We start from the raw sequence: 25,929 nt of genomic DNA on the forward strand, positions 1-25,929 counted from the left end.
GTCTTTGCGAGATTTCCCGGCACAAATCGGGATTTCCTGAAAACGGCGAGCCCCGCGCAGTCGACTGCGCGGGGCTCGTCATCTCATCGGCCCTTACTCGGGGAATCGCAACGACTCGACCTTGGAAAGACGCTCACGCAAACGGGGAAGCATGGTGCGGCGCTGGCGCAGGGTCATGTCGCAATCGAGGTCGAAATACTGGGAGATGATGGTGGCATTCTCTTCCTTGACAATGCGCATCACATCATTCATAAAGGGATATTCAAAAAATATGCGCACATCTTCCTCGACGAGACACTCGACGATTTCGTTGGCGCGTATGGCGTCGGCGGCCGCTGCCCGGTAAGCCTCGATGAGACCGCTGGTCCCGAGCTTGATGCCCCCGAAATAGCGCACCACGACGATGAGCACGTTGGTAAGCCCGAAGGAGTTGATTTGCCCCAAGATGGGCTTGCCGGCCGTTCCCGACGGCTCCCCGTTGTCGTTGACCCGATATTCGGTGCGGGCCGCGCCCAACATATAGGCCCAACAGACGTGCCGGGCATCGTAATACTCTTTTTGGTAACGGGCTATGGCCTCTTTGGCCTCATCGAGCGTCGACACAGGCACGACAAAAGAGATGAACTTGCTCATCTTCTCCTTGTAGAGCCCCTCGGAAAGGCGGGCTACGGTGAGGTAGGTGTCGTCGGCCATCGGCAAAAGAGGGAAAATGTGTTTTTATCAGCAAGCCTTGAAACTCATGTCGAGCCCCTTGACCGAATGGGTGAGCGCACCCACCGAGACGAAATCGACTCCGCACTCGGCATAGTCGCGAATGGTGTCGAGCGTGATGCCGCCCGACGACTCGGTCTCGTAACGGCCGGCAATGCGACGCACGGCCTCGCGGGTAAGCTCGGGGGTGAAATTGTCGAGCATGATGCGGTCGACACCGCCCACACGCAGCACTTGCTCCAACTCGTCGAGGTTGCGCACCTCGATTTCGATTTTGAGGTTCTTGCCTTTCTCTTCGAGGTACTTGTGGCAACGGGTGATGGCAGCTTCGATGCCACCGGCAAAATCGACATGGTTGTCTTTGAGCAGTATCATGTCGAACAGGCCGATACGGTGATTCACCCCACCTCCGATGCGCACGGCCTCTTTTTCGAGCATACGCATGCCGGGCGTGGTCTTGCGGGTATCGAGCACGCGGGTGTGCAACCCTTTGAGTCGCTCCATATAGCGGTGGGTAATGGTGGCGATGCCACTCATGCGCTGCATGATGTTGAGCATGAGACGCTCGGTCTGCAAGAGCGACTGCACCTTGCCGCTCACGATAAAGGCGACGTCGCCGGGCTTCACGGGCGCACCGTCTTTGATAAAGACTTCCATCGTGAGTGTCGGGTCGAATGCGGCAAAAACCCGACGGGCTATGTCGACACCGGCCAAGATGCCTTCTTCTTTGACCAGGAGTTTGGAACGTCCCATCTCGTCGGCGGGAATGCAACAAAGCGTGGTATGGTCGCCATCGCCGATGTCTTCGGCAAAGGCCAGGGTTATCAGGTCGTCAATCAGTTGGTCGGGAGTTTTCATAAGTTTCTCTTTATTTTGGCATATTTCCATAATAGCGTCTCGTGCAGTTGTTTCTTGCCAGCGACAGAGGGGTAATAACAAATAATGGCTACCTTTGTGCAAGATAAGAGGCGGCTCAGCATCATCAAACTCGAAAACTTCGTTTCCCTGTTTGCTTCTGCTCCCGCCTTTCACTATCTTTTCAGAAGACAGGACGCGGCTCGGCATTATCAAACTTGAAAACCTCGTTTCCCCGTTTGCTTCTGCTCTCGCATTTCACTATCTTTCCAGAAGACAGGAGGCGGCTCGGCATTATCAAACTTGAAAACTTCGTTTTCCCGTTTGCTTCTGCTCTCGCCTTTCACTATCTTTGCGGCTTCGCCGGCACCGAACATCTTCGATGCAGAAGGCCGACAAATGTACGCAAAAAAGCTGTAAACGCAGATATGAAAATCGATTTTTTAGTCGTCGGCAAAACCGTACAATCGGGTTTCTCCGAGGGTATCACCGAGTATTGCAACCGCATCAAGCGTTATATCCCGTTTGAGATGGAGGTGATACCCGAGTTGAAAAACGCCAAGAGTCTGAGCATCGAGCAACAGAAAGAGCGCGAAGGCGAGCTCATTCTCAAAGCCCTACGCGATGGCGACGTGCTGGTGCTGCTCGACGAGCACGGGAAAGAGTTTTCCTCGATGCAATTTGCCGACTATCTCGACAAGAAGATGCACACGGTGCCGCGGCGCCTGGTGTTTGTGGTCGGCGGACCTTATGGCTTTTCACAACGCGTCTACGAAGTGGCCCACGAAAAGATTTCACTTTCCAAGATGACCTTTTCGCACCAAATGATACGACTGCTTTTCACAGAACAGCTCTACCGGGCTTTTACGATTCTGAATCACGAACCCTATCATCACGAATAACCAAACACACTACACATGAAAAAACTGTTTCGTCTCCCGCTTATGGTCCTCACGGGACTACTGCTCTCCCTGCCGGCAGGAGCCAAAGAATATCTCTATGACTTCGACTACGGTGCCATCATCTATGCCGGCATCAGCAAAAACATCTGTCCCGACCTCAATGTGCAGGTGCAGGCCGACCTGTGGCTCAACGACAACTTTTGCGGCTATGAACGTTTCATGCCGTCGGTAACCCTCACCTACACCCTCGTGCCCAAATACCTCAAAGCCATGGTCTACTACGCCTACTTCAACCAAGAGAGCCAATCGGGCAAGAAAGATGTGCACCAACACCGTTACCAGGTAGGACTTACCGGCAGCTACGCCACTCCTCACCTCAACTTCTCGCTCTCTTCCAAATTTGAGCAGACCCACAAAGCCGGCGTACCCAACAACAAATGGCGCAACCAGATAAAAGTGGTGGGCACGATTGCCAAAGGAAACCCTTGGAAACCTTTTGCCTCGATGGAGATTTTTGAAGGCATGAACAGCATGAACGACACCAAGACCGTGGGCATCGAACGCATACGCTACGAGGCCGGCACCACATACGACATCGGCAAACTCATCACGCTCGAAATGAAACTGCGCGCCGAACGTCTCACGGCAAAAAATCCCAAGCAACTCTATTCTTCGATAGGCGTAGGCGTGAAGTTCAACCTTTGAAGCTAAAAAAAAGGATAAAGCCCTCTGCTGGGCGCTACTCGTCGCCGACAAACAGGAGATCGGCCATCACGCCATCGGAAACGAAAAGCCCCCGACGGGTCAATTTCAAACGGCCGCTTGATGTTTCGAGCAGGCCGTTTGTCATGTGCGGCCGTGCCATACGCAGGCAATACCGGCGACGTTCCTCGCCGAAATCGGCTGCCACGGCGTCGAGGTCGAGCCCCCACATCGTGCGCAGGGAGGTAATCACACGGTCGTTGTAACGGGTATCGGCATCGAGGGGCTCGGTTTCATAAAAAGGTTTCCCCCGCCTCATGCTCTCGATATACCGTTTCAGGTCGGGCGGATTGCTGCGCCGGCAAGCGCCGTCGTAACTGTGGGCCGAAGGGCCGAGCCCGAGATAAGGAATACCCTGCCAATAGGCGGTGTTGTGACGGGCATACTCACCGGGACGGGCAAAATTGGAAATCTCATACTGCTCATACCCTGCCGCCGCCAACTCATCGAGGGTCGTCTCGAAAAGCTGCAACGAAAGCATCTCGTCGCACTCCTGCACCCGGCCCTCGCATCGCAACCGGTCGAGAGGGGTCCCCTCTTCATATATCAAGTTATAGGCCGAGAGATGGGGCAGGTCGAGCGCAACGGCCTGTCGCAAATCGTTCTGCCACGTCCCGACCGACTGTCCCGGCAGGCCATAAATGAGGTCGATGCTGAGTCGCTCGAACCCCGCCCGGCGCAAACAGCCGATGGCGGCAAGGGCTTGTGCCGCGGTATGGCGGCGACGCAGGAAGCGCAAATTCTCGTCGGAGAAGCTCTGCACGCCCATGCTCACGCGGTCGACGGGAAGCGCGGCCAATGCCGTGGCATAGTCGGGCGTGATGTCGTCGGGGTTGGCCTCGAAGGTTATCTCGCGGCAACGTCCGAAATCGATGTCGCGCCCCAATGCCTCGAAAAGCCGCCCCCACAACCGCGGGGCGAGTTGCGAAGGGGTACCGCCCCCGACGTAAAGAGTCTCAACCGGTTCGCCACGCAACTCGCCGCGCCGCAACTGCCACTCGGCGAGCAACGCATCGACATAACGGGACTGCACCTCCTCCCCCACGGTGGAGTAGAAATCGCAATAGATGCAACGGGTGCGACAAAAGGGAATATGCAAATAAAGTCCGGCCATGATGAAACGGGGATAAAAATAAGGAAAATCACCGACATATCGACCTCCGAGAAGACAGGAGTGACCAAAAAACTGTTTTGTAACACATTTTACAAATTGCTTATTCGGATTATTTTCTCTATTTTGCGCTTCGTTATCGCGAAAAAAACGCGATACCCGAAAGAACACATTTTTTACCTTTAAATCTGATATTCTATGAAAGTGTATCAATCCAACGAAATCAAAAACATTGCCCTCTTGGGTAGCAAAGGTTCGGGAAAGACCACGCTCGCAGAAGCCATGCTCTACGAGTGTGGGGTTATAAAACGCAGAGGTTCTGTCGAAGCGCAGAACACGGTCACCGACTATTTCCCGGTAGAGAAAGAGTATGGATACTCGGTTTTCTCTACCGTTTTTTATGCCGAATTCCTGAATAAGAAACTCAACGTTATCGACTGCCCGGGTGCCGACGACTTCATAGGTGGAGCTCTCACGGCCATGAACGTAACCGACACGGGCGTCATTGTCATCGACTCACAATATGGCGTGGAAGTAGGAACGCAAAACATCTTCCGCTACACCGAAGAGATGGGCAAGCCCGTCATCTTCGCCATGAACCAGCTCGACGGCGAAAAAGCCGATTACGACGCGGTCATCGAACAACTCAAAGAAGACTTCGGCAGCAAAGTGGTGCCGATTCAATACCCCATCGCTTGTGGCCCCGACTTCAACGCCATGATCGATGTGCTCCTGATGAAAATGTATAGCTGGGGCCCCGAAGGCGGAGTACCCACCATATCGGATATACCGGCCGACCAAAAAGAAAAAGCCCTCGAACTGCATAAACAACTGGTCGAAGCCGCCGCAGAAAACGACGAGGCACTGATGGAAAAATTCTTCGACAAAGGCTCGCTCACCGAAGACGAGATGCGTGAAGGCATTCGCAAGGGACTCATCACCCGCGACATCTTCCCGGTATTCTGCGTCAGCGCCCTGCGCGACATGGGCGTGCGCCGCATGATGGAGTTCCTCGGCAACGTGGTGCCCTTTGTGACCGACATGCCCAAACCCGTCTCGCACGACGGCACCGAAGTGGCCCCCGACGCCGACGGCCCCACCAGCCTCTACTTCTTCAAGACAACGGTCGAGCCCCACATCGGCGAGGTATCCTACTTCAAAGTCATGTCGGGCAAAGTACACGAAGGCGACGACCTGCAAAACATGAACCGCGGCAGCAAAGAGCGCATCGCCCAACTCAACTGCGTATGCGGACAGATACGCACCAAGGTCGATGAGCTCGTGGCCGGCGACATCGGCGCGACGGTGAAACTGAAAGATGTGCGCACCGGCAACACGCTGAACGAGAAAGGCTGCGAATACACGTTCGATCTGATGAAGTTCCCCAACTCGAAGATACAACGCGCCATCAAACCCGTGAACGAGGCCGACGCCGAGAAACTGAACGAAATCCTGGTGCGCATGCACGAAGAAGACCCGACATGGATTGTGGAACAGTCGAAAGAGCTGCGACAGACCATCGTCTCGGGACAAGGAGAGTTCCACCTGCGCACCCTCAAATGGCGCATCGAGAACAATGAGAAACTCATGGTCGAATTTCAGGAACCGCGCATTCCCTACCGCGAAACCATCACCAAGGCCGCCCGTGCCGATTACCGCCACAAGAAACAATCGGGTGGTGCCGGACAATTCGGTGAAGTACACCTCATCATCGAGCCCTACTACGACGGCATGCCGGCACCCGAAAGTTACAAATTCGGCAACCAGGAATTCAAGATGAACGTGCGCGACACGCAGACCATCGACCTCGACTGGGGAGGGAAACTGGTATTTGTAAACTGCATCGTGGGTGGTGCCATCGACGCACGCTTCCTGCCCGCCATTCTCAAAGGTCTCATGGACCGCATGGAGCAAGGCCCCCTCACCGGCTCGTATGCCCGCGACGTGCGCGTGTGTGTATATGACGGAAAGATGCACCCCGTAGACTCGAACGAAATCTCCTTCCGCCTCGCCGGCCGCAACGCATTCAGCGAAGCTTTCAAGAACGCCGGACCGAAGATTCTCGAACCGGTTTACGACGTTGAAGTACTCGTGCCGTCGGACAAGATGGGCGACGTCATGAGCGACCTGCAAGGCCGCCGCGCCATCATCATGGGAATGGAAAGCGTGAAAGGACTTGAGAAAATCATGGCGAAAGTTCCCCTGAAAGAGATGTCGACCTACTCGACCGCCCTCAGCTCGATTACCGGCGGACGTTCCTCGTTCAGCATGAAGTTTGCCTCTTACGAACTCGTACCCGGCGATATTCAAGATAAGCTGCTGAAAGAATACGAGGCTACCCAGACCGACGAATAACCCCATCGACAAGAAGGTGGCTTGAGACCGCCTTTCCGATATTAGTTAAATTAATACAAAAAACCGTCTTTTACGAGACGGTTTTTTGTTATTAAAGGATTGTTTGTTAATTTAGCACCAAATTGTTAAACAAGGGCGATTCTAAAAAAGTTATTTGAATTTGTTAAACAAAACGGGGTTCCCGACTGTTTATCAAAAAAATAATGAAAAAAGAGACTTTTCCTCGGAATTATCCCGGCGATAGACGAAAGGAAAGCGACACAACGCTCCGAAAGGCAAGCATTAACGTATGAAAAAATCCACGATTTGGCTATTGGCAATCATCATGGCTCTGACGTTTTGTAGTCTTCTCTTCATGCAGATTACATATATAGAGAACATGGTGAAAATGCGCAACGAACAGTTTTCGGAGGCGGTGAAACGCAGCCTCTATGCCGTATCGTCGCAACTCGAACAAGATGAGACCAAGCGTTACCTAGCCGAAGACATCGAGGAAAACCAGAAACGGCTGCTCTCGATAGAGCGAGGCGGCCGCTCGGTTACCCAACAGTGGTCGTTTGTCTCACCCGACGGCTCCATCAGCACCCTCAACGTGCAGGAGTTCACGTTTTCTCTCCCCGAAAAGGTCACCATGCCCAAGGCCAACAGCGGAAGCTCCATCACCAATACCTACAAGGACATGCAGGAGGTCCTGAAAAACCAGTACCTCTACCAGAAAGGACTGCTCGAAAACGTCATTCTCAACATTCTTGCCACAGCCAGCAACCGCCCCATACTGGAACGCGTCGATACCGAACTGCTGTCGAATTACCTGAAAGCCGAACTGCGAAACAACGGCCTGAACATTCCTTTCCAGTATGCCATATACAACCCCAAGAACCGTATCGTTTACAAGAGCTCGGAATACAATCCCGAGGAGAAAAGCACAAAATACTCCATCACGCTTTTCCCCAACGACCCCTCGAAACGGCAAAACCAGTTGCGCGTCTACTTCCCGACCAAGAAAGACTACATCTTCTCGTCGGTACGGTTCAGCATACCATCGTTTACTTTCACACTGGTCCTGCTGATAACGTTCATCTTCACCATCGCCAAACTTTTCCGACAGAAAAAGCTCACCGAGATGAAGAACGACTTCATCAACAACATGACCCACGAATTCAAGACACCCATATCGACCATATCGCTTGCCGCACAAATGCTGAAAGACCCGGCGGTATCGAAGAGCCCGGAGATGTTCAACCACATATCGACCGTCATCAACGACGAGACCAAGCGTTTGCGTTTCCAAGTCGAGAAAGTTTTGCAGATGTCGATGTTTGAACGGCAGAAGACGATGATGAAACTTTCGATTATCGACATAAATGACTTGGTTGCCAATGTACTAAGCACATTCAAGCTGAAAGTCGAACAGTTTGGCGGCAGCATCGACGCCGAACTCGATGCCGAAGACGGCTTGGTGGAAGTCGATGAAATGCACTTCACCAACGTCATCTTCAACCTGCTCGACAATGCCGTAAAATATGCCCGCGAAGGGGTTTCCCTCGAACTGATGGTAAAAACCGCCACCGAAGGCAACAAAGTCGTCATCTCGATACAAGACAACGGCATCGGCATCAAGAAAGAAGACCTGAAAAAGATTTTCGAAAAATTCTATCGTGTATCGACCGGCAATGTGCACAATGTCAAAGGGTTCGGCCTCGGCCTCGCCTATGTGCACAAAATCGTCACCGACCTGAAAGGCACAATTCGTGCCGAAAGCGAACTGAATCATGGAACAACATTTATAATAACATTACCCCTTAAAAACAAATGATTATGGAAGAAAAGTTGCGTATCTTACTTTGCGAAGATGATGAAAACCTCGGTATGCTGCTGAGAGAGTTTTTGCAGGCCAAAGGCTATGCTGCCGACCTTTTCTCTGACGGAGAGAGCGGCTACAAAGCATTTTTGAAAGGGAAATACGACTTATGCGTGCTCGACGTAATGATGCCCAAAAAAGATGGTTTCACGCTGGCACAAGAAATACGGACCGTCAACAGCGAAGTGCCTATCATCTTCCTGACGGCCAAATCGCTGAAAGAGGATATTCTCGAAGGTTTCAAAATCGGAGCCGACGACTACATTACCAAACCGTTCAGCATGGAAGAACTGGTGTTCCGCATCGAAGCCATTCTGCGTCGCGTCAAAGGCAAACGGGGCAAGGAGGTGACGATGTATAAAATCGGGCAATTCACTTTCGATACCCAGAAACAGGTTCTTTCCATCGGAGAGAAAAACACCAAGCTCACCACCAAGGAGTCGGAGTTGCTGAGCCTGCTCTGTGCCCATGTGAACGAAATCCTGGAACGGAATTTCGCCCTGAAAACCATCTGGATCGACGACAACTACTTCAACGCCCGTAGCATGGACGTCTACATCACCAAACTGCGCAAGCACCTCAAAGACGACCCCTCCATCGAGATTATCAACATCCACGGCAAAGGCTACAAGCTCATCGCCCCCGAGATAGAGATGAAAACAAAATAAGAGATTCCACCGTCTCTTAACGGGCAAAGCGGGGCCGCTATGATAGCGGCCCCGCTTTGCCTTTTGCCACCCGCCGTCAATGCCGGGTCTTGTAGTCGCGATAGAGTTCGCGCACGATACCGTCGACAAGCCCCAACTTGGGAACAATCACAGAACCTGCTCCCGTTATGCGCAAGGCCGTGGTGAAGATTGAGAGCGCCGGCACAATGACATCGGCACGGTTGGCATTGAGTTCCATCTCCTCCATGCGCTGGCCGACAGACATCTTTTGAAGCCGCTCATAAAGGGCATTGAGCTCCTTGGCCTTGATGGCATCTTTGGGTTTCTTGTCGAGCAGGCGATGAGCCTTGTTGATGTTACCGCCCGACCCGATGAGAGCCGACGGCCGGTAACGACTGGCTTTCTCACCCAGCCACGCGGCGAACGCCTCTTCCTCGCTGGCCGAAACGGCCCCGCTGATGTAACGCACGGTTCCCAAGCGGAAAGAGCGGGCCTCTACTTGACGGTTCTCGGCATAGACGACAACTTCGGTGGAGCCTCCTCCCACGTCGATATAGAAATAGGATTTCTCCTTGTCGAGCACTTTTTCGAGGCCGCCGGCCTCATATATCGTGCGGGCTTCGGTATTGCCATCGACGATGGTGATGTCGATACCGCAAGTGCGGGCTATCGTCCCGGCCACCTCGGCCCCGTTTTCCGCCTCGCGCATGGCACTGGTGGCGCAGGCTTTGTAAGCATCGATGTCGAACGTCTTGAACAAGGCGGCAAAGGCCGACATGGCTTGCGTAAGCGCCGCCACCTTCGCGGGCGTGACATGCCCGAGCGAGAAAACATCTTCGCCCAGACGTATGGGCACCCGCACAAAGGCGGCTTTTTTAAACTCGGGAGCATCATACTCCTCGACATAGTCAATAAGAAGGCGTATGGCGTTTGAGCCGATGTCGATGGCTCCAAACGTGTATCTCTTCGGTTCCTGCATATCTGCCTTTCGTTAGTAGTGTGTATTCGATTCCGGGAACGTCCCTGACAATTATTTCTCGTAATTCGACAAGCGGCCGTAATACTCATATAGGGCCGCCTGGCTGCGCAAAGGTTCTTCGCCCGGAGTGGGCTGCACATAGGTATTTTGGTGCCCCTCGTCGAGCAGACGCGCCTTGACCGTGTCGTGCCATTGTATGTCGAATACCTCCCGGGCCTTTTTGCGTATGACCTCGTCGTAGAGCGGCACACACACTTCGACGCGGCGGTCGAGGTTGCGTGCCATCCAGTCGGCGCTTCCCGTGTAGATAGTCTCATGGCCTCCGTTGCAGAAGATATAGAGACGGGCATGTTCGAGGTATTTGTCGACGATGCTTATTGCCCGAATGTTCGGGCTCAACCCTTTGACCTGCGGCAAGAGGCAACAGGCGCCGCGCACGATAAGGCGCACTTCGACCCCGGCACGTCCGGCCTCGTAGAGTTTCTCGATAATCCCCACATCGGTGAGCGAATTGCACTTGGCATAGATATAGGCTCTTTCGCCCTTACGCGCATGATGTATCTCGTTATCGATTTTATCATAAAACTCTTGCCGCATGTAATAAGGCGAAACCATCAGGTGCTTGAAGGTAAACTGCTTGTGGCTGTTCGACAAGAAAAGAAACACATTGAGGACATCTTGCGTAATCTCGGCATGGGAAGTGAAAAGCCCGAAATCGGAATAGATGAGCGCCGTGTTTTCATTGAAATTTCCGGTTCCGATATAGGCATAACGTTTCAACCCGCGATGCTCCCGGCGTTCGACGAGGACCACTTTGCTGTGCACTTTGAGGTCTTCCATGGTGTGGAGTATCTTCACGCCCTCGCGTTGCAGGAGGTCGGTATTTTCCATGTTCTGTTCCTCGTCAAAGCGGGCTTTGAGTTCGAGCATGGCATAGACCTTCTTGCCGTTTTTCACCGCATTGACCAGGGCGTTTATCACTTTGGAATGTTCGGCCGTGCGATACAGGGTGATGTAGATGCTCTCGACACGGGGGTCGATGGCGGCTTCGCGCAGGAAATCGATAAAGTGCTGGAAAGTGTGGTAGGGATAATTCAGGAATATATCGCGCCGGGCAATGACGTCGAGGATACTCGAAAAGAGGGAAATCGAGGGGTGTTGTATGGGTTTCTGCTGGGTATAGAGGAGGTCGGGACGCACCTTGGGAAACTTCATGAGGTCTTTCATCATGTGATAGCGTTCGCCGGGAGCCAACATTTCGACATTGTCGAGGCCGAGTTTCCCGGCCAGGATTTCGACCATGTCGGCCGGCATGTCCCTGTCGTAAATCATGCGTATGGGAAGGCCATAACGACGATTCGATACCCCCTCGGAAATACGCTCAAAAAGGCTCTTCGACACATCTTCATCATAGGTGAGCTCCGCGTCACGCATGATTTTGAACGTATAGACGCCTATATCATCGTAAGAAAACATAAAGAATATGTGGTCGATCATCAGGCGTATGATGTCGTCGATAAAGATAATGTCATGACGACCCGGCTCCGAAGGCAGGACGACAAAACGGGGACAGGCCGAGCTGGTGGGTATGCGCACGATGGCATAACGCGGCGATGCCTTGGCATTATGCGACATCTTCACGCCGAGGTAACTGTTGCCGTCGGGGAGGAATGGCAACTTGACCGACTTACGGATTATGAGCGGCACCAGTCTCGGGGAGATAATCTGTGCATAATAACTGCGGCAGAACTCTTTTTGCTCTTCGTTCAGATTCTTTTCATTGACGACAAAGATGTTTTCACGCTCCATCTGCGCCAATATCGAACGATAGGTCTCGGAAAAATGCTCTTGCAAGATGGCTATCTTGTCGTTGAGCTCATCGAGGAGCGACTCGGGTGTATAATCGCCGGTAAGCAGTTTGTTTGCGCTTTTACGGGAACGGCATAAGCGCATGATGTTGGCGACCCGCACCTTAAAGAATTCATCTTGGTTATTCGAAAATATCCCCAGGAACTGCAAGCGTTGCATAAGGGGGACATTCGGGTCTCGGGCTTCTTGCAAAACCCGTTCGTTGAATTGCAACCAACTTACTTCCCGATTTATAAATCTATACTCCATAATGTCTGTGTATTAGCTGGTCTACAAATACGGTCTCACTCATACCCAACCACTTGCGATAAAGGAAAGTCTCGTCGGCATGAGGACGGCCCATGTGTTCGACAAATCGGTTCAGGTCGAATCGGTCAGAAACAATGGCAATGTCGGAAGCCGCTGCGTCGGCGGCATTGATTTGCTGCTCGATGTGAGCCGGGATAAGCATCATGGGCTTATCGTAGAAAAGGGCTTCGCACACCGACTCAAATCCCGCCGTCGTGACATAGCCGTTGCATCGACGCATTAAAGATAAGAAAAGTTTATCATTTACACGATGGAAGGTGAGATTTCTTTCGGCCTTCCAGCTTTCGGGATACTCTTTGTTGTCCCAGAAAACATGCAATTCACACTCGGGGTGCTCGCGGCTCCACGCCCGTATCTGGGAGGCAAAAGCGTTGTTGACGATGTAACCGAGTATAAAATTCTCGCGGTGGCAGTCGTTGTTCTGCAACACCTCACGGCGCAACAGGGGCGGGACAATCGTTATGTGGCGGTCTTCATCGCCGGCCATCGGATAAAACGAGAGAGCCAACAAACGGCTGCACCCCATCGCGCTCAGGCGCACATGTTGCCTGAGCAGCCAGGCACCCCACCCGCGACGCGCGGCCTGCCGGTAACTGCGATGCAGCATGAGATACTGATGCCCGACGCCGACCATCTCGACCGGAAGCCGGAAGCACTTGACCGCCAGCCCCGAGAGCATCTCATAGAAGTTGACCACCTCATCGGGGCGGTATTGGAGTATCTGGGCTCGTATGAAACAGACACTCCGCACATAGGCTTCAAGCCGCCGGGGAGCGAGATTCGCCATGACGGTATGTGCAAGGCTCACGCGGGTATCGCCGGCCTTGAAACTGAACTGCGGGGCTTCGAACGTGTCGACCGGGGCTCCGATTCCACGCAAGAAAAACTCCGGTATCTGGCGATGCCGGGTGCGCCCCACCAAAACTTTGACGACCTCGTGCCCCTGACGGCGCAGAATCGAGGCCAACGAGAGGGCCTGGGTGAGATGTCCCCTACCCTCGCCCTGTACGATAAAGAGATAACGCATCACGCTTTTTCCTTTTGATATTCCACGACCGACCAGTTCCCGTCGAAATCTTCGACCAAAGCGGTCATCGACTCGACCCAGTCGCCCGAATTGAGGTAATGTATGTCGCCTATCATGCGATCGTCGGCATGATGGATATGGCCGCAAATGACACCGGCACAATTTTTCCGCCGGGCAATGTCACACAACGAGTCTTCGAAGTCGCTGATGTAGGAGACCGATGCCTTGACCGACTGTTTCACCTGTTGCGAAATAGACTTGTAGGGCAGCCCTTTCTTGCGGCGACGGCGGTTGTAGATGCGATTGAGCCCCATGAGCAGGCTGTACCCCACATCTCCCACCTTGGCCAACCAGCTGAACCGCGTCGTAATCGTGTCGAAAACATCGCCGTGCAGGACATAGTAACGACGCGCGCCGCTCTCATGGACATAGTCGCGGCAGATGGTGAAATTGGGAATTTCGAGCGGGAGGATACGGTCAAGAAAATCGTCGTGGTTACCCCGCAGGTAAATGATGCGCGTGTGGGGCAATATCGACAACAACCGCTTGATAAAATAGGTGTGCCGCTTCTTCCATTTCGGTTTCTTGCCCCGGACAATCTCCCAGCCGTCGATGATGTCGCCGCAGAGTATCAGCGTTTCACAGGTGTGTGCCTTCAAGAAAAGATTGGCCTCTTTGGCCTTGGACCATTTCGAACCGAGGTGTATGTCCGACATGACGATGGTCCGGTACTCTTTGTTCTTCATTCTTTCTGTTTTGCTCTGCAAAAGAACGACATGTATATTTCTGGAAGAATACAATCGTGTGACAATTCCATAACAACTTCACAGAGCAGCGAGTTTATGCTGCCGGCCGATTATTCGCAGGAACGACAGGCGGTGAGAAAGCGCCTTCCCGCGACAAACGTTCGGGCATGATGCAGATCGGAGAGAGGGGGAAACATAAGGCACCGCCCACGCAAGGAGGCGGGAGAAAAAACCGGGCACACCCCGTATTGGGGCGTGCCCGGTGGCTAATGGGCTGTTTCCCGACAAGGCGCGACGCGTCAATCGGCAATGACCTTGAACGAACGGCGAGCCTTTGAGGAGACTATATCGACGATGTAAAGACCCGAGCCATCGACCGGCGTGGCAAATTGCGGAGCGGTTCCGGTCGTGTCGAGCAGGCAATGGCCCGACATGTCATAGAGGTAGATGCGCTCCCCGCCTTCGAGACCGAGGACATAGAGCACATGGTCGTGGAGGTAGACTTTCCACGGCGTTTCGGTCGTCTCGCTCAGGCGGAATGCCAAAGAGAAACGCTGCGGGTCGTCTTCGGCCGACGAGGCGAAGAAGGTATAGGCCGACTCTTTGAGATCGGTGGCCTGCCCCGTGCGGTTGTCGATGAGCACAATGACATCATAATTCTCGGCCAACGTCTCCTCGGGAAGGTCGATGGTATAGAATCCGCTGTCGGCCACCGAAACACCTACCGAGGTATAGGCCGCCTCATCGACGGCGGCAGCCAACGAGAAGCGGGTGCCCGTCGAAGGATTGTCGATATAAATCTGCGGAACGGCAGGATTCATGCTCATAAACTTGATACCATCACGACCCACCTCATAGGTCAACGCCTCGGACGAACGTGTGGTGCGGAACAAGACCTTGTCGGCACCGGCCTCACCCTTGATGCGGAGCGAGAGGTTCATGCCCGTATTATCGGCAGCAAAAAGGCTTGTCGACTGAGGTTGCGGGAAGAGGAGCGACTCTTTCTCGTCGTGTCCGATGATAGCGGTTTGGGTAAAGTACCCGTCGCCCAACTTGGCCTGGCCACCCGTCCATGATTCAATGGTGTTGTAGGTAGAACCGTCGTAGTCGTAAAGGAGGTGGGGCAAATCCATATCGGCAAAGTCGTAAGAGGCGACCAGATAGGGAATGCCGAAGAGGTTCCAACCCATATTCTCCTTGTGGGTAAACCGCGGCGTTCCGTCACTCTCGACCTCGGTGAGGTTGTGCTGGGTGAGCGAAACGGTCTTGTCGGTATTCGTCTCGGTATATATGGCCGCATTGGCATCACGTCCCGTGAAGCGGTAGGTCCCGGCCTGCGTGAGGCAAAGGCCAAATCCCTCTCCGGCGTCGAAAACGGTCTCCTCTACCCAATAGGGTGAGTTGGAGGCATGATAGCGAGTAAGCGACTCGGCACGGCCGCGGCCGTCGTAAATGGCTATGGTATCGCCGGCCCCCCAAGCCAAGCGTGCGGGTGCGTAGGTGGTACCGTCATAGGCCACCCGACTGATGCTGTCGCGCTGCAAAGCATAGGGGAAGGCGGCTAATTGCCACCCGGCGCCAAAAGTCCGCTCGACAGCCACATAAGCGAGACTCACGGTATTACCGTTGCCATAAAGCGAGGTTCCTTCTTTGAGGAGGAGGTATCCGGGAGCAAAGGTCGTCGAGAGATTTTCGAGCACAAGGTTCCCGTCGTGCACATACACGACCGAACCGGCGGCCGGAGCCTGTGTGGCTTTATATCCGCCCTTGATGTTCCACGTCTCGAAACAACCGTAATCGACGGCTGCGCCAAAGATGCGTGCATTGCCCAAAATGTCGCGATCGGAAGCGAAATCGACATACCCTGCATATTTTTGCGGAATGGCCGGGTCGGCATCACCGGCATCGATGGCTTTGCCCATCTCTTTGAGCTGGAAAGAAAGTTCATCGGCAAGGTAGGTATTATAGGGATTGCCGTCGCCCGGCATGGGCGATGTCACATCATAGAGCGGGTCATAAAGGGCGCGTTGCGAGGTAGCCAGCGTATTGAACATGGCCCCGTTGTTTGCATGCGTCACGGGCACGACGTTCTCGGGGGCATCGACGGTGACATTCACGAGCGTACCGCCGTTGTTGGCCATGACCGGTTCTCCGGCAGCAGGGATATTTGCAGCGACAAGCACGTTATAGAGCAGGCCTCCGTCGTTGCGCACCACGGGATCGTTACCGGCCACGGTGAACCCATGCACATAACTGTTGCGCATCACGACACCGTCGGCGAGACTTACCGGAGCCGCGTCGCTCCCCGATGCCGAGGTGATTTCAAAGCCGTCGAGCAGGGCCATGCCGTCGAAGGATTCACTTCCCGAAGCCACACCTCCGATAACGGTGCGCGGCGCAGACGATGCCAGCAAGCCGGGACGGGCGGCAGCTACATCGGCAACGGTCACTTGGGGCGACACGTCGGGAGCGGTCACCGTATCGGTGTAATTCGTCTGCACGCTGCCATAAACCGACACACCGTCATGCAAAGTGATCTCCTCGTTGGTGCGACCGCTCTTGACAAAGACGGTAGCCGTCTCACCGGGAACGTTGCGGGTGGCCACATACACGGCACCCAAGTCGATGGCTTCCTGCAAACGGCCTTGTCCAAAAGCCCGCTCCCACGTCGTTCCATCGCCATCGACGGTTTTTCCCGGCTGCACATAGAGTACCGAATAGAGACGCTGGTTGTTCTCGTATGCGCCCCGGTCGATGTTTTCGTCATAGACACGGAGGTCATTCAACGTAATGTCATAACCCGACGGATCATCTGCGGGCAAACCCAAGGCGGTGCGGTAAAGCACGGAGTCGCCCTTGTTGAGCAAAACGGCCGACGCCCCTATGTCGAAATTGCGCAACGTCACATCGCCATCAAAGGGATTCTCAAAATTGGGACCCGAAATGACGTCGGTGTTCTCTTGCAAGAGGTCGTCGTTGTTCTTGCCGGCTTGCGCAAGTGTCGTGGCGGCGAGGTTCTGTATGGCATTGTATGCGATATTTTCGGTCTTGACAGGCGCATAGCCTCCCGTTTCCACGGACAATAATTGCGGGGCGGTTATGCCTTGCGACTCTTCTTCGGAAGTACCGGCACCGCCGTTGCGCCACAATAGCGAATTATAGAGGGAGCTTTCATACACGCTGTCAGAGAGCACCGGCGATTGGGTATTGAGGGCAAAGGTGGCATTGAGCACTTCGGTATCGACCGCATCGAGGGGAATGCCTTTGTTTGAATGGAATATAGTGTTGTATATCAATGTTTTGCCGCCACGACCGGAAATTTTCACCACCGGCTCGCCGGGTTGGTCGGCGGCCAACCTGTTCCCGCCCCTGAACTCACAACCGCCCAAGATGAGTTTCGTCACGTCGTCTTGTGCCGTCCCGGCCTTGGTCTCATACCTGAATGCCGCTCCGTAGGGGTTGTCAAAGGTGATGTTTTCGATGGTGACGGGCACGACGGGCCGATCCGAAGCGGCTTCGGTATCATCGTCCTCGCGGTTGGCGGCATCGACAATGTTGAAGAGGCTTTTCACCTCGGGATTGATACTCGTGATGACAGTCTTGTAATTCTCACCGCGGTAGAGGGGGCTGTTCTCGGGTATCGGTTGCCGCTGGTTGTCGGCATTGAAACCGCCGGCAATGCGCAACGAACGCACGTTGAGTTCGCCCGTCGGATTGTCGCCCTGCGTGCCATACTGGGTGTTGATGACGAAACCGCCGTTGCGGTTGATGGTATAGATGGGTGCGAACTCGCCTTCGGTGATGTATATGACTTTGTCGTTGCCGTTGCGGTTGAGCACGAGACGTTCAATGGCTCGTTGCAGGTTACTGGTGGCGGTAGCCCATGACGAGCCGTCGTTCACATTGCCGGGAATCTCCTCGGCGCATACATAGAGGACATCGCCCACGGGGTTGAGAGGAGTATGCTCATACTCATACACGCCTATGTCGATATACGTGTTTTTCGAGAGGTCGCTCTCCGACTTGTTGGGGTCGAGGCACACGCGGCTCAACACCCGGTTCCCGGTGGCCATGTAGGTATCATGTATGCCGGGCAGCAAAGGGTTGATAGCGGTAATATCGCCGGCAGCCACATATTTGGGAATCGAGAAGTAAAGGCCTCCCGATGCTTCGGGGTCGGCCCACGACCATTCGCCGGCGGCGGCGTCATACGTCTGCCGGGCCCAACCCCAACCGGCATCGACCATGGGATTGATGCGGCTCAGCGACCAGTCGGCATCCTGTTGGTAGCCGGCTACACCGGCGAGGGTCGACGGATTGGCGAAGTTCGGCCCGTAGAGCGAACGGTTGTCGGGGGTGAGCACCACGTTGTTGTTTTTGAAATCGGGCAGGTTCTCATTTACATCGGCATCGGAGTCGCTCTGCCCGTCACCTATCACCGAGGTTTTGTCCCACCCCTCTTCATAGGCGCAGAAATGGAGTATGTCGGGAGCCGCCTCGGACGACGGGTCGTCGAAAGGAACGCCTTCGGACTGCCATTTGTTGATGGTATAGCGATTCTTCCCGGCCTCATTGCCCCAGAAAGCGGTATTGAAGATGAGGTTCGACGTGAGGTTGGTGGCCACCGACCCGGCCGAATTGGCATTCAACGAGTAAATGCACGGATACTCGGCGGCCTTGTTGCGCACGACGTTGCAGTTGACCATCCAGATGCGGGAGTTGCTTTCGTTGAAAATCGCGCCGCCGCGGGAATAGGCTTCATTGTTGGCGAAGAGGGTGTTGACCGCATACACGACACCGTCGACAAACAACGCGCCGCCCGAGCCGACGTATCCGGCATCGGCACCCGAGACAGAGGCATCGCCGATGGCTTCGTTACCCGAAACCTGCGAGCCCGAAATCGAGCAGATGCCCGTGTTGTAAATCGCGCCGCCCAGCACACCTTCGTTGCCGTAGATGAGGCTGCGGCGTATCGTAAGCGGAATGCGGCGTATTTCGGCAGCGCCGTCATTGTCGGTGCCGTCGACGCATATCGCGCCCCCCTTGTAATAGTTGCCGGCGTAGGTGGCATCGCCCGGCAGGAGGTCGGCCGCATGGCCGCCGGTCACGGTGATGCCGTCGAAGACGATGGGCTTACCCACCGTGAGTCCCGTATGCGTATCTTCGAGATCGGGCAGCGTACCCACCTTGGCGGGGTCGGCACAGGCATAGATGACATGATAGACACCCAAGGCATCGAGCTCGCTGTTGGAACGGCCCGAGAAAATCGTCTGGTGAGCAAATTCCCACGGCTCGATAATCGAATTGCCGTTGAGGTCGGCACGGGTACGGTCCAAAAGCAGGTCATCGGTGGGCGTGCCCGTAAAGGTTATCGAGAAACCGTTGCTGCCGGTCACGGCGTGGTCACCCCCGTCGCTGTCCTGGCAATACATCTCGCTGCCCGAGAACCCGCCGTAGATGGCCACTCCTTCGGGCACAGTGAAAGTCGACGTGCGGGCATTCTCTACCGTAGTGCCGTCGCCGGCCTCGCGGGGAATGTAACTACCGCCGGACAGGAAAATCTCGAATGTGATGTTCTTGTTGTCCACACCGGGAAGGTAGGTGTGGGTGGTATTGTCGCGCACCGACTTGATGTAGCGCAAGGCGTCGTGCAGCTCATACATGGGGTAGACAAACGACGAGCCGCGTGTCTGGTATATGGCGTCGTCGCCCGAGAGACCGGCCGCAAGCAGGCGGTTGAGGTCGGGGTGCAACAACGAACCGTCGGTGACGAAGATGCGTTGCAGGAGGACACCTTCGGGCGGCAGTATTTCCCGACCCAGGGAGCGCGCCCCCACATCGATGTTGTCGCCGGACACACGATACATGTCGGCAAAGTCGCGCAGGTGGAGGTCATGCTCGCTGACCCACCGGTAATAGTCGGTCTGGGGCATACCGGCACCGGCCAGTACCGAAGTTTCTTCTATCATGTAACAGGGGTCGGCGGGATTGTCCATCACGAAACGCACGCCGCTGCTGTTGTCGGCCGATACCGACCGGTTATTGAGGCCGGGTACCTGCAGGTTCTCGACAAAGGCATAAGAGAAGAGGTAATGCCCCTCCTCGTCGCTGCCGTAGTTGCCATACACGTCCTTGGCATAATTGGCCGTGTTGCCCCACAAGACCGTGGAGTTGACAATCAGTTTGCGGCCGAGGAAATAGAGGCCGCCCCCCTCGTCCGTGGCATCGTTGCCGGCAATGGTCGTGGCGATGAGGCAGGCCTCGTCTTCGCCGTCGCCTTCGGAGGCGAGATAGATGCCGGCTCCGCGGGCGGCCGTGTTGCCGGTCACCAGCGTACCCGACACGACGGCACCGGGCTTGAGGTATATGCCGCCGCCCTCGCCGCTCGCCGCATTGTCCTCCACGATGCAGTTACGCACATGCACATACGATTCGGCCAAGATACCGCCGCCGCGGCTGTCGTCTTCGCGCAGCGAGCCGTCGGCGTTGCCGCCCGAGATGTAAAGGCCGTCAAGCACGGCATATCCGGCCTCGGCGGGTATGGTGCGGTAAGTACCGTCGGGGTTCTCGACAAGGTTGCCCTCTTCGTCATAGAGGTAGTCGGTAAACACCACGGCATGATAGGTATTGATGAGCGACGTGTCGGCCGCCGACACATATTGGGCTTTGAAGAGGGTCTTGTTGACAAGGATCTCGCGTGTCTGTGTCTCGAAATTTTCGTCATAACCGCCCCATACCTCGACACCGCGGGGCACGATGAGGGCAAAACTGCGGGGGTCGGTCTCCTCCTCCTGGAGTTGGTCTTCACCGGGCACGACAGCGGTGCGGCGCGGGGCATAGGGAGTCGCACCGCCGGCCACCTTCACGACATAGTGGCCGGCGGGGTCATCGGCTTTGGCACGACCGGCGGCATCGAGCACCTGTTGCAACTTCATCCAGCAGGCGGCGTTTTCGGGGCTGTCGGCCGAGGCGTTACCGCCATCGGCACCACTGTATGTCACATAGTAGACATGGGCCTCCACACTTTCACCGCCAATAAAAAGGTTATCGGTACCGGGGGTGATGCCGTAGGCACCGTTGTATTCATAGGCGCCGATGTCGATGGTACAGTCTTGTATGCGGTCGGCAAAATCGACATCGGTCACGGGCAGGGAGACGGGATCGCCTGTGACAGGATGGGTAGGCTCGTTGAGGCCGGCATTGATGCACAACGACGAGCCCAAGAGCCGGTAGTTGTTGTTCGTCTTGGCATCGGGGTCGGCAAAAGGATTTGCCAAATCCGTACCCAGGCGGTTATTATTTGCTGTCGTTATCTTATTCGAAATATTCGAGGGGAGTGACGACTCCGTCTGCACATAACAGTTGCGGAAAGGTTCCAATTTTTCGGGTTTTTCCGCCCCGACAGCCGCCCCGGAGTTCTTGTAGATAAGGGTATTGAACACGTTCAATGCTACATCCAGGTTATACTCTCCTGTAAATTGGTGCATGCCGCCGGTTCCCCGCGAGCCGTTATAAGCCACGGTGTTGTTGAAGAACGTGGCATCCTCGATGTAGATACCGCCCCCTTGTGTTTGGGCATAATTGCGGCTCACCAGAATATTATAACCCGTACCCAGAATCATATACATGCCACCGCCATAAGCTTCACTGCTTACCGTGACATTATCAAAAATGAAACAGTTCTCGATAGAGCCATCGGACGATTCACAATAGACACCGCCCCCGCGGTTGCGATTTGCACCCGAATTTGTATAATTGTAATTATTCCGCACGACGCAGTTTTTCAACGAAACACCTTGGAACATGCGCACGCCGGCGCCGCCGTCGCGGTTGGCGGCAATGCCGTTGATGAAACCGTGGCGAATGGTGAAACCGTCCCATGTCGCGCCGTTGTATTTCAAATAATCATTCCGCTGCGTATTCGACTGGTTATCACCCGAGGCCGTACCCGAGCCTCCATGGTAATGGCTGTTGCTTACCGGCGTATTGGTGGGGAGGCACACATCGGGCTGGTAAAGCACGTGCTTGCGGACATTCGACGGCAGGCCGGATACGGTATAACGGCCTGCAACGGCATCTTCGACCGTGACAGGAGCCGTGGATTGTATCTGCAAGATGGTCTCGTAATCGGCAATGCGGTCGGCATACGCGCTGTTTTCGTCGCTGAGGGGTATGCCCTCGGCAATCAAGGGGTGCCGCTCGTTATCGCCGGGGGTTCCGCTGTTGGGGAATCCCCCTTTCACGGTGACCGAATCGCGAATGACAAAGCCCTTGTAGTCGGTGTAGGTACCGCCGGCCACCCACACTTCGAGCCGCCGCGACGATGCGCGGGCCGCCGCCGAGGCTTTCTCCACGGCATATTGCAGGCCGCCTACATAATCTTCTTCGCGGGTATTGGTGATGCGGTATGTACGTCGGGGAGCACTGGGAGCAGAAATATCTGATGCAGTGACATTAGGTGGGTCGGAGTCAAAAAGGCTTGTTGTCTCAGTATGGGTACCCGTTCCTGCCGGCAACTCATAACCATTTGCACCATCATTCCAAGTATAAACATACGTATATGTATAATAATGAGTATAATAAGCCCACTCTCTTTCCGTTCTGACATACCGGATATCAGATATAGTACATGTAGGAGAAGTTCCCCAGAACGGTTTGCTGGCGTTGGATATTTCGCCGTAAGGGTGCGAGGCATCGTAATAGGCGGTGTAGCGGGCATCGGTGGTGGCCACTTTGCTACCGTTCTCGACAACGGCTCCGTTCTCGATGTGGTATATGGCATTGCCGTTGATGGCCGTCTCCCACGACAATCCGTCGCCGCCGGCGGTGAGGTCGACGGTACCGTCGTCGTTGCGGTAGTCGCGCACATAGAATACCGAACCTTTGAGGGGGAGGCGCGAGTTCTCATATGCACCCAGGTCGGGAGCGCCGCCCGCCTGCCGCGAATTGACGGTGGTGATGTCGGTATCGGCGGGGTCGGGGTCGTCGCTGGCGCAGTTCACGACAGGATTCATGTTGGTGGGCATGTAGCTGGTGAGGCCGCCGTTGTAGGTATTGAAAGCGTCGGGTGTGCGGCCTATGTTGCGGGTGGGGTTCACGCAAGCGGGATAGGAGGCATCGTTGCGCCCGTAGGTAAGGGTGGAGGTATTGTTGTCGGCCGAGTAGCCTGCACCGTCATCAAAAGCGCAATACCGGGGCGCGACGCCGTGCAGGGTGAGGACATCGGCCGGGGCAAGGGCCGTGCCGTCGGGATATTCGCGGGCGGCATTGCTCCACGCCCAAGAGTCTTCGAGGGTTACCGAGCCGTCGCGCGTGGCATATATGGCATAGCCCACATTCTTGACAATGGTCTGGTGTTCCATGGCGACGCTCACGGTACCGGCATCGCCGGGAATGTCGAAATAGACGGCGGCAGCCGGACGGTCGGCGGAGTGGAGGGCGGTGTTGTTGTTGATGATGCAGTTGCCCATGGCCAACGAGAAGTCCGCACCCGTGGCAGGAGCGGCATAGAGGGCACCGCCCAGTTCACCGGCACAGTTCTCGATGATGCAGTTGCGTATGGCGTTGCCGGTCATCGCGCCGCCGGCCACCGCTCCTGTCGAGGGGTCGACGGCCATGACAATGCCGCCTCCGCTCTTGATAAGAGCCGAACCGTCGCCGGTGGGGGTGGCATCGCCGTTGATGATGTGGAAGCCGTCGAGCACGGCATCGGAAGTCTCCTTGAACACGACACAGTGGTAGACATACTCGTCGTCGCCCACCTTGCCGTCGATGACCGAGCGGTACTCGACGGGGTTACGCAGCGAGAGGTCGGTGCCGGTGAGCGAAGCGGCATACCCGCCGCGCACTTCGACGCCGGAGACCATCTGTATGCCGGCCGAGCGGAAACGCTCATTGGTATAGGCACAGAGGGGCGACACCGTGCCCTCCTTGACGTAGATGACGCGTTTCATGCCGGGGTAGGCATCGGGATTGTCGCGGAAATGCGAGAGGGCCACGTTGAGGTAGGCCAGCGGGGTTTCCCAGCTGTTGCCGAGCCCGTCGGGGTTGGTGCTGTTGGTCTCGGGGTCGACGAAGAGTGCAACCGTGCTTCCCGACTGGTAGGTCAGGATGGTAGGGCTGGCGATGCGGTAGGCACCGAGCGAGGGACAGATGCTGTAATCGTTGCCGCAGATGTCGGTGGGGGTAACGGCACGCGTAAGGCGGTCGGAATAGGCCGAGAGCGCCGAAAGGTCGGATATGCGGCGGCCATATTCGCGCAGGGGCGACACCGAAGCGGGCAGCCAGTCGCAGCGGGCTGGGTCGTCGTAGGCAAAGGCGTCATCGCCGATGACTCCCACCCTGAGATTGCCGTTGCCGTCCCGGGCAGGACGGGTGAAAATGGGATAGTTCCCGATATTGGAATCGTCGCTGAAATTGTCACGTTCGAGCGACAAGACCGACGAGCGGTAGGTATAGGTCCACTCGGTAATGGCCTGGTCGGAGAAAGCCGAATGGAATACCAGCGAGGTGAGGTCGCCCGTCTGTCTGGCATCGGGCCGGTGATAGTATTGCACATAGCCGTCGGTGCCGATGGTACCGCCCCAAAACACCGAGTTGAGTATGCAACCGTAGTTGGCGACATACACGCCGGCGCTCTTGCCGTTCTGCACATTGTTCACGGTAATGCCGGTGCCGTTGCAGCGGTTGGCGGTGACGGTCATGAGGTTGAGTATGCCGCCGTTGCGCAGGTAAACACCGCCGGCCTCGTTCGAGGCGGTATTGTTGGCCACGACCGAAGCGACGGCCGACATGCAGAGCGACTCCTCAATCGTCCCGCCGTCGTCGGGGTTATAGAGGGCAAGTCCTCCGCCGTTTGCGGCGAAGTTGTTGACAATCATCGAGTGACGCACGTCGCCGCCGCCCACCAGGGCGATACCGCCGCCATAGCCCTCGGCAATGGTCGAGGCACCGGGAGCGGTGTTGCGGTGTATGAAACTCGACTCGACGCGGCCGCCGCCGTCGAGGTAGATGCCGCCGCCGCGTTCGACGGCCGCATTCTCGGTAACGATGCAGTTGCGCACGACGCCGCCATCGACGAGGTAGACACCGCCGCCACGGCTGTAATGGCGACCGGAAAGGGTGGCATCGGCCGCATGACCGTGCTTGATGGTGAAGCCGTCGAGCACGGCTTCACGGGAGAGGGCAACGGGCTTGCCTCCGGCATCGAAGCCGGCGGTGGCAAACCACACGACATGGTAGACGTTCGAGGGAAAAGCCGTGGTATAGGTCTGGTCTTCATCGCTCCATGCAAAGGTGGCGGGGCTGCTTGCGAGCAGGTCGCCCGAGAGCACGGTCTCGTGCAGGAATTGCCAGCCGTAGCGGCTGCCGTCTTTCATGGGCCGGTCGGCAGGGTCTTCGATGCCCCCGCCTCCGGCGGGGAACCCGCCGTAAACGGCGATACCGGGCGACATCTTGAACGAGGCAAAGAGGGTGCTGCCCTCCTCGGTGCCTTCGGTAGGCGAATAGGTGCCTTCGGCCACGAAAACCTCACCGCCCTCGGTGAGGCCGCGGGCGGCCATGTAGGCGGCCAGGTCGTTGATGGCCTCTTGTATGTTGTTTTTAGCCTGAGCCCAAGAGAGTCCGTCGTTGGCATAAGCGCCGTTGGCGGCATCGACATACCGGCGCAGCGACGCAGCCTGCTGTGCCACGGCTGTTGCCGAGCCCGACAGGAACGCGACAAAGAATGCCAATATAAACTTATTCCATCGTATCATAGTCAAAACGCCTTTTCA

At 55.7% G+C, this 25,929-nt stretch carries 13 protein-coding genes; 5 read left to right on the forward strand and 8 right to left on the reverse strand.

Features of this window, described 5'->3' with window-relative positions:
• Positions 1-93 precede the first annotated feature (93 nt).
• Together IAD09_05840 and nadC are read right to left on the reverse strand one after the other, a co-directional pair.
• Positions 94-693, reverse strand: coding sequence for a YigZ family protein (locus tag IAD09_05840; protein ID HIT81742.1), 600 nt, complete (start codon positions 691-693; stop codon positions 94-96).
• Positions 694-720: 27 nt separating this feature from the next.
• Positions 721-1,569 (reverse strand): carboxylating nicotinate-nucleotide diphosphorylase, encoded by an 849-nt coding sequence (nadC, locus tag IAD09_05845; GenBank protein HIT81743.1) that lies wholly within the window; start codon positions 1,567-1,569, stop codon positions 721-723.
• Positions 1,570-1,994: 425 nt separating this feature from the next.
• Between nadC and rlmH the strand changes: the two genes are divergently transcribed.
• Both rlmH and IAD09_05855 read left to right on the forward strand, forming a co-directional pair.
• Positions 1,995-2,468, forward strand: a complete 474-nt coding sequence (gene rlmH, locus IAD09_05850) for a 23S rRNA (pseudouridine(1915)-N(3))-methyltransferase RlmH (protein ID HIT81744.1) — start codon at positions 1,995-1,997, stop codon at positions 2,466-2,468.
• A gap of 15 nt (positions 2,469-2,483) precedes the next feature.
• Complete coding sequence (locus IAD09_05855; GenBank protein ID HIT81745.1) at positions 2,484-3,173, forward strand: DUF2490 domain-containing protein; 690 nt, start codon at positions 2,484-2,486, stop codon at positions 3,171-3,173.
• A 34-nt stretch (positions 3,174-3,207) separates the two neighbouring features.
• On the opposite strand, the gene hemW is transcribed toward IAD09_05855, so the two are convergent.
• On the reverse strand, positions 3,208-4,344 hold the full coding sequence (hemW, locus tag IAD09_05860; protein ID HIT81746.1) for a radical SAM family heme chaperone HemW: 1,137 nt from the start codon (positions 4,342-4,344) through the stop codon (positions 3,208-3,210).
• Positions 4,345-4,539: 195 nt separating this feature from the next.
• Here hemW and IAD09_05865 point away from each other — a divergent pair, with 195 nt between their 5' ends.
• From IAD09_05865 to IAD09_05875, 3 genes are all read left to right on the forward strand, one after another.
• Positions 4,540-6,696: an elongation factor G gene (locus IAD09_05865; GenBank protein HIT81747.1), complete on the forward strand. Its 2,157-nt coding sequence runs from the start codon at positions 4,540-4,542 to the stop codon at positions 6,694-6,696.
• A gap of 289 nt (positions 6,697-6,985) precedes the next feature.
• On the forward strand, positions 6,986-8,512 hold the full coding sequence (locus IAD09_05870; GenBank protein ID HIT81748.1) for a HAMP domain-containing histidine kinase: 1,527 nt from the start codon (positions 6,986-6,988) through the stop codon (positions 8,510-8,512).
• A 2-nt stretch (positions 8,513-8,514) separates the two neighbouring features.
• Complete coding sequence (locus IAD09_05875; GenBank protein HIT81749.1) at positions 8,515-9,225, forward strand: response regulator transcription factor; 711 nt, start codon at positions 8,515-8,517, stop codon at positions 9,223-9,225.
• A gap of 76 nt (positions 9,226-9,301) precedes the next feature.
• Here IAD09_05875 and IAD09_05880 read toward each other — a convergent pair whose 3' ends face one another.
• The 5 genes from IAD09_05880 to IAD09_05900 all read right to left on the reverse strand — a co-directional run bounded on the left by IAD09_05880 (position 9,302) and on the right by IAD09_05900 (position 25,911).
• Positions 9,302-10,204, reverse strand: coding sequence for a hypothetical protein (locus IAD09_05880; GenBank protein ID HIT81750.1), 903 nt, complete (start codon positions 10,202-10,204; stop codon positions 9,302-9,304).
• A 51-nt stretch (positions 10,205-10,255) separates the two neighbouring features.
• Positions 10,256-12,322 (reverse strand): polyphosphate kinase 1, encoded by a 2,067-nt coding sequence (gene ppk1, locus IAD09_05885; GenBank protein HIT81751.1) that lies wholly within the window; start codon positions 12,320-12,322, stop codon positions 10,256-10,258.
• A complete protein-coding gene (locus tag IAD09_05890; protein ID HIT81752.1) occupies positions 12,312-13,409 on the reverse strand; it encodes a hypothetical protein in 1,098 nt (365 codons plus the stop codon). Before IAD09_05890 ends, ppk1 begins: the two co-directional genes overlap by 11 nt.
• Positions 13,409-14,155, reverse strand: a complete 747-nt coding sequence (locus tag IAD09_05895) for a UDP-2,3-diacylglucosamine diphosphatase (GenBank protein ID HIT81753.1) — start codon at positions 14,153-14,155, stop codon at positions 13,409-13,411. The genes IAD09_05890 and IAD09_05895 overlap by 1 nt, the downstream gene beginning before the upstream one ends.
• A gap of 299 nt (positions 14,156-14,454) precedes the next feature.
• Positions 14,455-25,911, reverse strand: coding sequence for a hypothetical protein (locus IAD09_05900; GenBank protein HIT81754.1), 11,457 nt, complete (start codon positions 25,909-25,911; stop codon positions 14,455-14,457).
• Positions 25,912-25,929: the final 18 nt, after the last annotated feature.

Origin of the sequence: Candidatus Caccoplasma merdavium (assembly GCA_018715595.1) — a bacterium.
GTDB classification, from domain to species: Bacteria; Bacteroidota; Bacteroidia; order Bacteroidales; family UBA11471; genus Caccoplasma; species Caccoplasma merdavium.

Bases quoted from the DNA above. Each gene is read 5' to 3' on its own strand.
- IAD09_05900 (HIT81754.1), bottom strand. From the start codon at position 25,911: ATGATACGATGGAATAAGTTTATATTGGCATTCTTTGTCGCGTTCCTG.
- IAD09_05875 (HIT81749.1), top strand. From the start codon at position 8,515: ATGGAAGAAAAGTTGCGTATCTTACTTTGCGAAGATGATGAAAACCTC.
- nadC (HIT81743.1), bottom strand. From the start codon at position 1,569: ATGAAAACTCCCGACCAACTGATTGACGACCTGATAACCCTGGCCTTT.
- IAD09_05890 (HIT81752.1), bottom strand. From the start codon at position 13,409: ATGCGTTATCTCTTTATCGTACAGGGCGAGGGTAGGGGACATCTCACC.
- IAD09_05870 (HIT81748.1), top strand. From the start codon at position 6,986: ATGAAAAAATCCACGATTTGGCTATTGGCAATCATCATGGCTCTGACG.
- IAD09_05855 (HIT81745.1), top strand. From the start codon at position 2,484: ATGAAAAAACTGTTTCGTCTCCCGCTTATGGTCCTCACGGGACTACTG.
- IAD09_05840 (HIT81742.1), bottom strand. From the start codon at position 693: ATGGCCGACGACACCTACCTCACCGTAGCCCGCCTTTCCGAGGGGCTC.
- IAD09_05895 (HIT81753.1), bottom strand. From the start codon at position 14,155: ATGAAGAACAAAGAGTACCGGACCATCGTCATGTCGGACATACACCTC.
- ppk1 (HIT81751.1), bottom strand. From the start codon at position 12,322: ATGGAGTATAGATTTATAAATCGGGAAGTAAGTTGGTTGCAATTCAAC.
- IAD09_05865 (HIT81747.1), top strand. From the start codon at position 4,540: ATGAAAGTGTATCAATCCAACGAAATCAAAAACATTGCCCTCTTGGGT.
- IAD09_05880 (HIT81750.1), bottom strand. From the start codon at position 10,204: ATGCAGGAACCGAAGAGATACACGTTTGGAGCCATCGACATCGGCTCA.
- rlmH (HIT81744.1), top strand. From the start codon at position 1,995: ATGAAAATCGATTTTTTAGTCGTCGGCAAAACCGTACAATCGGGTTTC.
- hemW (HIT81746.1), bottom strand. From the start codon at position 4,344: ATGGCCGGACTTTATTTGCATATTCCCTTTTGTCGCACCCGTTGCATC.